This is a genomic window from Mongoliibacter ruber (assembly GCF_003003005.1).
Classification (GTDB): domain Bacteria; phylum Bacteroidota; class Bacteroidia; order Cytophagales; family Cyclobacteriaceae; genus Mongoliibacter; species Mongoliibacter ruber.
This window is the reverse complement of record NZ_PVTR01000002.1, coordinates 63,955-76,516: the sequence shown is the minus strand read 5'-3', so window position 1 is coordinate 76,516 and position 12,562 is coordinate 63,955. Positions and strand designations below refer to the sequence as shown.

At 39.5% G+C, this 12,562-nt stretch carries 12 protein-coding genes; 4 read left to right on the top strand and 8 right to left on the bottom strand.

What is annotated here, in order from left to right:
* Nucleotides 1-38 precede the first annotated feature (38 nt).
* Complete coding sequence (locus CLW00_RS03675) at nucleotides 39-284, top strand: Kazal-type serine protease inhibitor family protein (protein ID WP_106132309.1); 246 nt, start codon at nucleotides 39-41, stop codon at nucleotides 282-284.
* Between the two features lie 2 nt (nucleotides 285-286).
* Here the strand turns inward: CLW00_RS03675 and CLW00_RS03670 are convergent, their stop codons facing one another.
* Together CLW00_RS03670 and CLW00_RS03665 are read right to left on the bottom strand one after the other, a co-directional pair.
* Nucleotides 287-553: an acylphosphatase gene (locus tag CLW00_RS03670; protein ID WP_106132308.1), complete on the bottom strand. Its 267-nt coding sequence runs from the start codon at nucleotides 551-553 to the stop codon at nucleotides 287-289.
* A gap of 160 nt (nucleotides 554-713) precedes the next feature.
* Nucleotides 714-920, bottom strand: a complete 207-nt coding sequence (locus CLW00_RS03665) for a hypothetical protein (protein ID WP_106132307.1) — start codon at nucleotides 918-920, stop codon at nucleotides 714-716.
* 61 nt (nucleotides 921-981) lie between these two features.
* Between CLW00_RS03665 and CLW00_RS03660 the strand changes: the two genes are divergently transcribed.
* Together CLW00_RS03660 and CLW00_RS03655 are read left to right on the top strand one after the other, a co-directional pair.
* Entirely contained in the window at nucleotides 982-2,082 is a 1,101-nt protein-coding gene (locus tag CLW00_RS03660; protein ID WP_106132306.1) for a vWA domain-containing protein, read from the top strand.
* Between the two features lie 2 nt (nucleotides 2,083-2,084).
* Complete coding sequence (locus tag CLW00_RS03655; RefSeq protein ID WP_106132305.1) at nucleotides 2,085-3,608, top strand: P-loop NTPase family protein; 1,524 nt, start codon at nucleotides 2,085-2,087, stop codon at nucleotides 3,606-3,608.
* A gap of 51 nt (nucleotides 3,609-3,659) precedes the next feature.
* On the opposite strand, the gene CLW00_RS21330 is transcribed toward CLW00_RS03655, so the two are convergent.
* The 6 genes from CLW00_RS21330 to CLW00_RS03620 all read right to left on the bottom strand — a co-directional run bounded on the left by CLW00_RS21330 (nucleotide 3,660) and on the right by CLW00_RS03620 (nucleotide 11,371).
* The gene (locus CLW00_RS21330) at nucleotides 3,660-5,057 is read right to left on the bottom strand and encodes a glycine-rich domain-containing protein (RefSeq protein ID WP_170073163.1); all 1,398 of its coding nucleotides are present in this window, start codon (nucleotides 5,055-5,057) and stop codon (nucleotides 3,660-3,662) included.
* A 413-nt stretch (nucleotides 5,058-5,470) separates the two neighbouring features.
* Complete coding sequence (gene rho / locus CLW00_RS03640; protein ID WP_106132303.1) at nucleotides 5,471-7,276, bottom strand: transcription termination factor Rho; 1,806 nt, start codon at nucleotides 7,274-7,276, stop codon at nucleotides 5,471-5,473.
* 267 nt (nucleotides 7,277-7,543) lie between these two features.
* A complete protein-coding gene (gene recO, locus CLW00_RS03635) occupies nucleotides 7,544-8,230 on the bottom strand; it encodes a DNA repair protein RecO (protein ID WP_106132302.1) in 687 nt (228 codons plus the stop codon).
* A complete protein-coding gene (locus CLW00_RS03630) occupies nucleotides 8,230-10,449 on the bottom strand; it encodes a PorZ beta-propeller-like domain-containing protein (protein WP_106132301.1) in 2,220 nt (739 codons plus the stop codon). Before CLW00_RS03630 ends, recO begins: the two co-directional genes overlap by 1 nt.
* A gap of 4 nt (nucleotides 10,450-10,453) precedes the next feature.
* Entirely contained in the window at nucleotides 10,454-11,041 is a 588-nt protein-coding gene (locus CLW00_RS03625; RefSeq protein ID WP_106132300.1) for a thymidine kinase, read from the bottom strand.
* Nucleotides 11,042-11,044: 3 nt separating this feature from the next.
* Entirely contained in the window at nucleotides 11,045-11,371 is a 327-nt protein-coding gene (locus CLW00_RS03620) for a 2Fe-2S iron-sulfur cluster-binding protein (protein ID WP_106132299.1), read from the bottom strand.
* 38 nt (nucleotides 11,372-11,409) lie between these two features.
* Here CLW00_RS03620 and CLW00_RS03615 point away from each other — a divergent pair, with 38 nt between their 5' ends.
* Nucleotides 11,410-12,537, top strand: a complete 1,128-nt coding sequence (locus tag CLW00_RS03615; RefSeq protein WP_106132298.1) for a hypothetical protein — start codon at nucleotides 11,410-11,412, stop codon at nucleotides 12,535-12,537.
* Nucleotides 12,538-12,562: the final 25 nt, after the last annotated feature.

The following is a 12,562-nucleotide window of genomic DNA, read 5'->3' as shown; positions in this document are numbered from 1 at the left end:
GTCCAAACCTCCGTCTTAGTATTGTAAATGAAAAGATTATGAAAAAATCAGCTGTTACTTTTCTCTTCGCAATGGTATTTGGTCTTTCTGGTTTTCAGTGTGAAGACAACGTGCCTCGTGAAGTGGTAGACGAAACCTGTATCGATAGAAGTAAGATCAATCCCGATGCAGCATGTTATATGATCTACAAGCCAGTATGCGGATGTAATGGAGTGACTTATTCCAATGATTGTATAGCAAGAAACAATGGTGTGGTGAAATTCACTGAGGGAGAATGTGACTGATTTTATTCAAGTATTAAAAAGTCCTCATAGGCTCTTTCTTCTCCGGTGATAATGTCAAGATTCTCTACTACAGCATTTGGAGGCCCTAGTCTTAGCCAACTCTGCATGGCTAAAATTGATGGCAAATCTCCCTCGATTTCTACCAATACCGTTCCATCCTCCTCATTTTTTACCCAACCAGTCAAGCCTAACTCAAGCGCTTTTTTTTGAGTGCTTTTTCTGAAAAAGACTCCTTGCACTTTGCCGCTTACCCTGATTTGTCGGTTCATGAACAGTTGATTTTGGATGAATTTACATTCCACAATTTAAATAATTATACTACTATACGTGTTCGGTGAGTACAATTTATGGACGGAAAAGATAATATTTGTGTTATAATTTCTATTTAAAAACAGACAGAATACTTTCGAGTTGATCGTGATGATCTTACTACTGATCTTGGTACCATTTGTCATCAAAGGTATCATCGACTTCTACATCTGCTGTCAGTACTTTGTATACCATCCAGATGACTATTGCAGGCGATATTGAGAACATAAACAGGATTATTGCGGTATTGATTCCGGCGTGAATGGCAGTGACAAAAACGATCAAAAATGCCGTCGCTAGGTACACTGGAAATAAGTAATCTTTCATTGGTTCAGTTATTTAGTGATAATATATAAACTACTCTAGCTTTCAGATTGTTACCCATTGTATGAAAGGATTTAGATTTACCAAGTACATACCACCCCATGATCCTGAGAAAAACACCTTTGATAATCTGTTGAATATCTTCTTGCAATTGGTGACAATGACAGGTGGAGATGTAGCAGAGGCTTTGAGTTGGTTGAGCAATCTGGACAAAAGGCATAATCTTACCAATCCATCTTATGGAATAGGTGACTTTATAGATGACCTCAAGTCCAAAGGCTACTTGACTGAAGAAAATGCCAAAGGAGAAATCAAGATCACAGGGAAGGCAGAACAGACTATCAGAAAGAGTGCTCTTGAAGAGATCTTCGGGAAGCTCAAAAGAGGTAAGGGAGGATCGCACAAAACTACCCATTCAGGCCCGGGCGATGAAAAGGGCACTGATAGAAGGCCTTATACCTTTGGAGACAACCTGGATCAGATAGCACTCACTGATTCAATCCGCAATGCGCAAGTAAACCACGGTTTTGGTGGAGATTACTTATTGACTGAAGATGATCTTGAAGTGGTAGAGAATGAGTATAGAACTCAGACTTCTACCGTTCTGATGATAGATATCAGTCACTCTATGATTTTGTATGGTGAAGACAGGATCACACCAGCTAAAAAAGTGGCAATGGCTCTAGCCGAATTAATAAAAACCCGGTATCCAAAAGATACGCTGGATGTGATTGTCTTTGGCAACGACGCATGGCAAATTGAAATTAAAGACTTACCATATCTCCAAGTGGGGCCATACCATACCAATACCGTAGCCGGATTGGAATTGGCAATGGATCTACTCAGAAGGAGAAAAAATCAAAACAAGCAGATTTTCATGATAACTGATGGGAAACCAACCTGTCTCAAGGTGGGTATCAAGTATTATAAAAATGCTTTTGGAATCGACAGTAAAATACTTTCAGAAACGCTTAAGCTAGCTGCACAATGCAGGAAACTAAAAATCCCTGTGACCACATTTATGATTGCATCTGATCCCTATTTGAAGGAGTTTGTAAAAGAGTTTACCAAAGTAAACAATGGAAATGCCTATTACAGTAACTTGAAAGGTCTGGGAGATTTGATTTTTGAAGATTACAGAAAAAACCGTACTAAAAGATTTTGATAATGAATTACGAAAATTTGAAAGCAAGCGAATTATTGAAAATAAAAACCCTTGGTGAACTTAAAGCAAGTGGATACCAAGCCAAGAGCATTAAGGAAGAACTCAGGCAAAACCTGATAAAAAAAATCAATCAGAAAATTAATGTCTTTGAAGGAATTTGGGGATTTGAGGATACTGTTATTCCTGACATTGAGCGGGCGATACTTTCAAGACACAACATTAATTTGCTTGGGTTAAGAGGTCAGGCCAAAACAAGAATAGCCAGGATGATGACCAAGCTTTTGGATGAGTATGTACCGGTGGTGGAAGGCTCAGAGCTAAATGATGATCCCTTGCAACCATTGACTTCTTTTGCCCATGACTTGATAGCGTCAAAAGGGGATCAGACCCCTGTCTCTTGGTGGCATAGAGAAGACCGCTATACCGAAAAACTTGCCACTCCAGATGTGTCAGTAGCTGACTTGATAGGGGATGTAGATCCGATCAAAGCTGCAACAATGAAGCTTTCATACAATGATGAAAGGGTTATACATTATGGTCTAGTGCCTAGGTCTCACAGGTCTATTTTTGTGATTAACGAGTTACCTGATCTTCAGGCAAGAATTCAAGTGGCCTTATTCAATATACTTCAGGAAGGCGATATTCAGATTCGTGGATTTAAGTTGAGGTTGCCATTGGATATACAGTTTGTGTTTACCGCAAACCCAGAAGATTATACTAACAGGGGTTCGATCGTGACCCCATTGAAAGATAGGATAGAAAGCCAGATCATTACACATTATCCTAAGTCTATTGAAATCGGAAAAAGAATCACTGCACAGGAAGCCAAACTTAAAGGGAAGCCTGTCGATAAAATTCATATTCCTGAGCTCCTCAAAGATCTGATAGAACAGATCGCTGTAGAAGCGAGAAGCAGTGAATATGTAGATGAAAAAAGTGGAGTGTCTGCCAGATTAACCATTTCTGCATATGAAAACCTAGTATCAGCTGCAGAAAGAAGGTTGTACCTGAATCAAGAGGAAAACACAGTAGCTAGGGTAGCGGATTTGATAGGGGTAATTCCTGCTATTACCGGAAAAGTAGAGCTCGTCTATGAAGGTGAACAAGAAGGCGCCGGCCTGGTAGCCTACAACTTGATCGGAAAGGCTATCCGCTCACAATTTGTGAATTATTTCCCTTCGCCTGAACAAAAGAAAAAAGAAAAAGAAGGCAATCCATATGTATTGCCATTGTCTTGGTTTGGTGAAGGAAATGAGCTGGACATCGTAGCTTCCCAATCCGATAAAGAGTATAAATCCATGCTACACCAAGTACCTGGTCTGGAGGACTTGGTCACCAAAATGGTCAAAAATCTGCCAGAAAAAGAGAAGGAGTTCTTCATGGAATTTTTGTTGCATGGACTTGCAGAGTATAGTCAACTGAGTAAAAAATTACTTGATACCGGGTTACAGTTCAAGGATTTGTTCAGCAGTATGTTTGACATGGGAGCGCCAGATGAAGGAGATTTTGAGGATGATGATATGTAAATGAAAAAAGGGTCAAACAGTTTTATTGTTGACCCTTTTTTTCTAATGCATTTAATTTTTTAATACTTTAATGTATTCTCGCTTTTGACCCCAATAGACTTCTAGGATGTAAAGTCCATTCGTTGAGCTTTGAATTTTTTCGGACAATTTATCTGATACATCTCTGATGTTGCTTCCATCAATCATAAAGTTTTCTGCCAATGGCGATATTATCCTTACACTTATAGGCTCATTGTTATATTCCTGTATGTTGACCAAATCTAGATTTAGCCTCTGCCCTTTGGAAGGATTAGGGTAAGCCCTCCAGACACCCGATTGTACTTGAGTAGATGGGATTCTTACACTTAAAACTTCACTGTATTGGAAATTACCGTTAAAATCTACCTGCTTCAGACGATAATAGGCCACACCCCCTGTCAATGGTAATTTCTTATCTGAGAAGGCATAATCTATGGGTTCATCAGAGAAGCCCATACCTTCTACTGTGCCTACAAGTTCAAAATCCTTTACCTGACCTATAGCTCTTTCAATTTCAAAATGAGAGTTTTCCCATTCTTTGGCTGTAGTCCAGGTGATGTCAGAAGCTCTGTTTTCAAGGTTGTATGTAGCTTGAAAAGATGTATATTTTACGGGAAGAATTCTTGCTTGAAAGGTAATTATCACAACTCCGTGTCCACCGCGACCACCGCCATTTCCGCCTCCGCCGCCACCGCCTCCATTTGTTGCATCTATTGCAACACCTCTGGAACCACCAGTTCCTCCATCAAACCCTTGGCCACCTGTACCATTACTTCCATTACCTTGACCTTTTGATGCTCCCCCTCCTCCTCCTCCAAATCCGTCTATTCCTTCACCGCCATTTCCACCATTAGCGTTATTTCCTGACCAAACGCCATTGGCTCCATTCCCATTTATTTCTGCTGCGCCACCGCCACCGCCGCCTGAATTTCTTGAATCAGATGCATTCCCTGAAACAGGTATAGCCGCAGTTCCACCTAAATTGCCATTTCCCGAATTTCCTCCATTTCCAGCATCTCCCCCACCGCCTCCAGACCCACCTGCTGCGACAATTCCATCAAACACAGAATTCGAGCCTGCTAGTCCAACTCCATTGCTGCCTGTTCGACCAGCTCCTCCGGTACCTACAATACCATTAAATACATCACCTTCATTTACGATTCTTGTAATTGTGATAACCTGTCCTCCACCGCCGCCTCCAGCGCCATTGCCTCTTCCTCCACCACCACCAGCGCCAACAATTGTAACTTGAATACTAAGTTCTAGTATCTCATTCGGTCCGGGATCTGGACCTGAATAAGTGGGTACGGTGTAAGTAAATGTTCCTGGGGAATTATACAATTGAGCAAAAATACTATTGCTTAATCCAAAATAAGCTAATGTAAAAACCAATAGAAATACTATTCTATTGTTTATCCTGAATTCAACCATGAAATGATTAAAGTATAAAAGTGTTCATAAATATTCGGGGCGTATCAATCTGATTGACAGCGCAAAAATAAGTCAAAGAGTTTTTATAAAAAAATAAATAATGTTTTTTGTATTAAACTTTATGTATTTCGAATACAATAGAGTTTTAGGGATTCGATTAGTTTCAAAAAACAACCTTATTCAAATGCCTATTCTAGTAGGAAAAATAGACCCTAAAAACGCCATTCTAATTTGTATGATGAGAACTATCTAGGGTAGGTATCATTGAGATATAGTTTAAATTATGCCATCTGAATTGGCTTAATTACAAAAAAAATACTTTCAAAGAAGGATAAAGAAATATGTCTGACCGGAGCAGGTAAAAAAAAAACCGATCATTTGACCGGCTTTTTTATTTTATCTGAGACTTTCTGTTACCCATTCATGGATATCAAAAACTCGGTATTGTCTCTTGTGCCTTTCATTCTTTGCAATAGGAACTCCATTGCTTCTTGAGAAGTCATGTCGGACATAAGCTTGCGCAGGATCCACACCCTTTGCATTTCTTCTTTGTCCATGAGCAAATCCTCTCTTCTTGTACCTGAACCAGGTACATCGATGGCTGGATAGATTCTTCTGTTGGATAGTTTTCTGTCCAGTGCCAATTCCATGTTGCCAGTACCTTTGAATTCTTCAAAGATCACTTCGTCCATTTTAGAACCTGTTTCTACCAATGCTGTAGCAATGATGGTCAATGAACCTCCATTTTCTACATTACGGGCCGCACCAAAGAATCTCTTCGGTTTGTGTAATGCATTGGCATCCACACCACCGGAAAGGATTTTTCCTGATGATGGCACTACGGTATTGTAAGCCCTGGCAAGTCTGGTGATGGAGTCAAGAAGTATTACTACATCATGACCGCACTCTACCATTCTTTTGGCCTTCTCGAGTACAATAGTGGCAACCTTTACATGTCGTTCAGCTTGTTCATCAAATGTGGAAGATATTACTTCCGCCTTTACAGAACGTGCCATGTCAGTAACCTCTTCAGGTCTTTCATCTACCAGTAGAATCATCAAATGTACTTCAGGATGATTTTCCGCTATGGCATTGGCAATCTGTTGCAACAATACAGTTTTACCTGTCTTTGGCTGCGCTACAATCATACCTCTTTGTCCTTTACCGATTGGAGCAAACAAATCTAGGATTCGGGTAGAGTAATGGTCTGCCTTTGTAGAAAGGTTTAGTCTTTCTTCCGGGAATAATGGAGTGAGGTATTCGAAAGGAATCCTATCTCTGATTTCTTCGGTTGTTTTCCCGTTTACGGTAATTACTTTAAGAAGGGCAAAATACTTCTCGCCTTCTTTAGGAGGTCTGATAGAGCCTTTGATATGATCTCCTGTCTTCAGTCCAAAAAGTTTGATTTGAGATGGGGATACGTATATATCGTCTGGTGAAGCAAGGTAATTGTAATCAAGAGACCTCATAAAGCCATATCCTTCGGACATGATTTCCAGTACTCCTTCATTTTCTATAATACCTTCAAATTCTTTCGGACTTACGTATGGTTTTTTTCTGGAAGAGACGACTTCAGCGGCTGGAATGTGCGCTTCCTCTGTATCCCTTATGTTTTTTCTCCTAGGGATTTCTATTTCCTGTTCTTGTGGCTTTTCCGGTGCTGGTGTAGGTTCTACTTCCACCACTTTTCTTCTAGGTCGGATAAACTTTGGCTTTTCATCAGCTTCCGGTTGTGGAGGAATAGGTTTTTTTTCCTCTTTTGTTGGCTCCACTTTAGGCGCTGACTCTGCCTTAGGTGCTGATTCCGCTTTAGAAGGAGATTCCCTTTTAGGCGCTGATTCTCCTTTAGGTTTATGCTCTACTTTTTTTGGTGTAGGTTTGGAAGCTTCAGATTTTTTCGGTCTTGACTCCTCTTTAGGTGCATCCTTTGGAAGTTCAGTTACATTTTGCCTTTTAAAAGCAGGTTTGTTTTCAGGAGCTTCAGCTTTGGGTGAGTTTGCTTTGGGCTCCGTCTTTTTTTCTTCCTTCTTTGGTTCGTCTTCAGTGACAGAAGGTTTCTTTTTTGGGAGTGCTTGTTCAGGAGTGATGGCCTGTTGGTCCAGAATGGCATATACAAGGTCATCTTTTTTGAGATTTTTGAAGTTTTTTACTCCCAACTCCTCGGCGATCTCCTTCAACTCTGATAGAAGTCTGATCCTTAATTCTTCTATGTTATACATAAAAAGCTTACGAAATTAAATTAATACTGTGATGTAAATTGAAATGATGATGTATTGATTACTATTTAACTGAAGTAAAAAGAAATTCAGGATAGTTAAAATCCCCGGGGAGAGGATTCTTCAAATACTGTTATGTCACAATATTAACTGTTCAATACTTAATACGCAAGTTTTTATTCCCTTATCACTGCCAATACCTGTTTACTTGACAATGTTTTCTTTAAATCATCGATTTTTGACCGAACATTCTCAAAATCAAGGCGCTTATTACATCAGTTGGCGCAAGACTTTTACTGACTTCCAGTCTCCATTGAAATCCAAATGCTTGCTGTAAAGTAATAGCATATGGTCAAGAAGATCTCTTCGGGTTTTGGAGGGAATCTTTTCCCGACAAGCAAATGACTGATCGATGATCATATTTAGGGACTGCATTTCTTTTCCCCAATCCATTTGATTGGTAATGTTTTCCTGTATTTCTTCAAAAAACCCCCTTGCATTGTCCGGTGAAAAGCCCAAGTACTTGGAAGTTTCCCATAAAAAAACAATCGGAAAATGACTCAGGTATACTTCTTCACTATCCAAAAATGCAATGGTTTGAACAAGGAAATCAAAAAGGTCTTCATTTTGGTAACTTTCATAAATTGACTTTGAAAGCACCTCAGCCATGAACATAGCAATGCCCGATTTGTAGAAATCAAATGGGATTGTCTGAAATGCTTGTCGAAGTTTGGCTTCTGAAATTCTGTTGATATTGGCGTTTTCTTTTTCATAAACCACCATCTCTAAGATAGTCAAAGGTTGATACAAGGCCATTTTACTTTTGGCTTTGCTGCTTCGGACACCATTGATAATGTAGCTTTTGAGCCCAAAATCTCGTGTAAAAACCTTAGTGATTATGGAGGTTTCTTGATACCTCAGGTAGGAAAGAACTATCCCGTCAGTTTTTTTTAGCATTACAAAACAACAAATTTACCTGAGACCCGCTCTTTTCCCGATTCATCCATGACCCATACCAAGTACACGCCAGGCTGCACCCTGCCTCCCTGAAGTGCCAGTAGGTTCCAAGTTGCTTTCCCTCCTCTGATCTCCGCAGAATAAACCACTCTTCCTGCCGAGGTGGTTACTTTTACCTGAGCAAAATCAGTGAGTCCCTCAATACTCAAGAGCCCATTAAATTCAGGCCTTACCGGATTTGGGAAGATTTTGAGTTCTTCCAATGATGCATAGGACTCTATGGCAGAAGTCCTGTAGGAGAATGATGCATTCTCTTGAACAATCAGCAATTCTCCGGAAGACGGATCTAGATTCAAGTTCTCCACTCGGTTTGAAACCAAGGGACTGTTGTTCCTTCCAAATTGCTCAATGAGCTCATCACCAAACTCCGAAAACCTCCATATTCCTTCATTTTCTGTACCAAACCATTTGGTCTGATCCGGGGCTGTTTTCACCTGGGAAACAATAACCCCAGCCAATAATGGCCTCCCCAAATAATTGGGGACTATCGTATTGACTGTGCTGCTATTGCTGATGGTATTGGCATTGGGAATGTAAGCAACACCATTTTCTGTTCCTATCCAAACACGCTGATTGTAATCAATATCTATGTCAAGAAGATTAGCATTAGCCAATCCGCCAGTACTATTGACTGTGCCGATCATTCTGTTCAATCCTGAATTCTCATTGAAAACCTGAAGACTGGAATTGCCAGACTGATTTCTCTGGAGTATCCATAAATTTGAAGCCCGATCTGAAATGATTTTGTAAGGGATTGCTAAACCGGGAACATTTACTTGCTCCAATTCACCTCTTAGAGTCAATTTGTAAAGCTTTGAATCACCATTTCCTAGACCAATCCAAAGATTTGCATTTTGGTCTACATGGAGACTGCTTACCGAAGGTTGATCTTGCAATCCTGGCAGTGTAACTCCTATGAGGTTATTGCCTGTCTTTTTCCACAATCCAGTATTTGTTCCAAAGTAAATGTCAAATCCAATCTGAGCTATTGTCAATATTTCTTCCGGAGATACCAATTTCTCCCACCTTCCTTGAAAAAGGCGACTTAGGATTTGTCTGTTGGCCAATTTGATCTCTCCTTGTAAGTTTTGAAAATATGGGATGGCAAATGAACCCTCCCTGCTTGGAAGGAAGTTTTTGATCTGAGCAAGTGGTGCATTTGGTGAAAAAGTGGAGCCATCTCCTGTGACAATTCCTTCACCTTTGATCTGAAGGAAAAAACCGGAGTTAGAAATGAAGTAATCTGAAAAAATATTCTGGGCTTCATTATTATAATAAAGGTTCCATGATCCATTCTCGTTTATTGAATAGACACTATTATCCATTTGAAAAAAAAGCCTTTCTCCAAAAAAATGTAAGTTTTTAGCTTTACTGATCCCGATGATATTCTCCAACTCAAAGGTTTCTCTATTAAAAAGGGAAAGTGTTCCTTTTTCGTCAATCGTAAATACTTGGCTACCTATTGTTTCAGTTTCAATTAGGGAATTTCCTGTTTCAGCCACTCTTTCCCAATTTCGGAAGTCGTTCAAGTTGCGGGATTTATTTCCTATCAAAAGGCCATTTGCGGTAGCCAAATAATATCTTGACGGATCTTCTGTCAGGTCAAAAATTTCTAAGGCATCTCCGTTTTTTCCCAAGTTGGTAAACGAAGCCTCAAAAGTTTCATTACCAACATTCAACACAGCCATCCCAAAAGCCCCGGATAATAAAGCCAAATTGCCTTTTACTTTAATGGAATTGATCCTCTTTTGGTTGATTTGGGGGTTATCCCTTAAGGGTGTGATGGTGCTGATTTCTCTTTCTCCTATCAGTTGAATGCTACCGTCAGGATAAGAGAGGATAAGTTTTTTTGAATTTGGAGCGAAAGTGCCTGTAGTAAAGTTTTGATCATAGAGCCCATCTAGCACCGTAAGAGTATTTACCTCTCTCGTATTTACATTCAAATAAAAAACAGCATTGCCGGTGATTGAAAATATGGATGTTTCAGATCCTGTAAGTATTCCGCTGTCAAGGTATGAATTGTGAATCTGCCAAGTCCCAACTGGTATATTGGATTGTGAAAATGAAAATTGGCAAGTCAGTGTCGAGATTAAAGCTAATGCCCAAAAGCGGCAATTATCAAAAAACAAACAGCAACCCACTTGACAGCTTTTTACCATGAGCTTATTTGTCTTTATCTTCAAAAAAGCATTTTCTGCAGCGGGCCTCGTAGCTTTCTTTTTCCCCCAAAAGCACCTTATCCTTGGTGGCACTTAACCTGAAGGAATAAGAAGCCAGGTCTCCACATTTCATACAAATAGCATGAACTTTTGTAACATATTCAGCAATAGAAAGGAGCTGTGGCATAGGTTCAAATGCGTTCCCTTCAAAGTCCATATCCAAACCGGCAAGAATTACCCTTTTTCCTGAGTTGGCCAGGACTGTTGCGACATGCACGATCCTGTTGTCAAAAAACTGTACTTCATCTATTCCCACTACCTCACAATTACCTGCCAGTAGAATAATATCCTCGGCAAACTGTACAGGAGTAGACCTTATAGAGCTTTCATTGTGTGAAACCACATCAAATTCATGGTATCTCTTATCAATGGAAGGTTTGAAAATTTCTACTTTTTGTTTTGCAATCAAGGCCCGGTTTAGTCTACGGATAAGCTCTTCTGTTTTTCCCGAAAACATAGACCCACATATTACTTCAATATGTCCTTTTTTATCTTTTGGGTTGGATTTACCTATGGAAGGTTCAATAAACATATATTATTCGCTGTAAACCATATGTGGAAACTTGTTTTCGTCAGCCACACGGATGGTAATTTCTCCTTTTTTCAATTTAGCTTGGCAAGATAATCTTTCGGAATTGTTTAACCTGCCCTTCGACCTGAAAAATTCCTCCCGTTCTGTTTGCGCTGAAAGATTTTCCGCCCCTTCGACTACAATCATTTTACAAGTAGTACATCGCCCCTTTTTGCCGCAGGCATGCATCCAGTCTATAAAATTCCCGTGAATCAATTCAATTACATTACTTTCCCTTTCATTGGTGTTAATTTCCAAGTGATTAAGATTCTCTATAATAATTTTCGGCATTATTTTCGTGTCTGATTAGTATAAACTATCTTCAAGCAATGAACGCTAAGTTAAACAGCCAATACGTAGAAAGCTACGCAGTACAGTACTCACAAAAAATCTGTGATAGTTATTTTTCTCAAAAAAAGTACATGACAGGGCAGGAGATCCTGCAGCTGACCAATTCTTCACAGGTTAATTTTTTTGTAATCAAAACCTTGTTTGAGGCATGGCAGCTTGAGCTGGAGAAGCTTAAAAGCAATCCTTATTTTGATTACAGAGATAAAAATGTTCACGAGGCGCTCAAGGAGTTTATGAATGTCCTTTCCCGAACGATTAAGATAGAGAAAGAGTATTTCGAACCGCTTTTAGCAGAGGCAGCCGCATATTCAATTTTATTAGCAGTTGATCCTGTCGCATATTTCAGCGAAGAATTTGATAAAACTCCTGAACAGCATTTGCCCAATTACATCCGAGAAAATAAGAAATATTTCAAATGGCATTCTTCTTTGGTCAATGACCTGGTAGATAGAGCTGGATTAGGATATTCTGTAAAGGCCTACAAGTCTGCAGTAGCTCATAATTTTGAGCAACAGGAAGAAAACCTGGAATCAGCGGAATCTTTGCTTCAAGGGATGAATGATATCCTGCCTTTGGATTTTTCCAAGCTAAGAATTGGAGATGAATTGAAAAAAGAGAGATCACATGATGTTTTAACTCCCATTGAAGATGTAGAAGTATCCAAACCAAAAGAGGTTGTTGTACATCAACCGGACGTCAAAAAAGAAATTATTGAATCGGACACGAAAGATGTAGTCAAAGAGGTAAATGTCATCGAAACTCAAGCCATGAAAGTTGCTTCCTATAAACAAACAGATAGTATAGACCCACTTGAAGCTTGGGCTAGATTTGAAAATGAAGAGTACAGCATTATGAAAGGTACTATCAAAGAACTTTCAGAAAGCTTGGGTATCAATCAAAAGATCATGTTCACCAAGGAGCTTTTTGAAGGAAACCCAGATTTGTTAAAACATGCACTGAAGTCTATTGACAAGTGTGAAAATTTTGTAGATGCAATAGAAGTGATCAATCAGCGCTATGTTTCGGAGTTGAATTGGGATAAAGATTCAGAACCTGTAAATGAATTTCTTCAAGTTGTATTTCGGAAATTTGATCAAAGGGGTTAACAAACCCCTTTTTTTATATCAAATA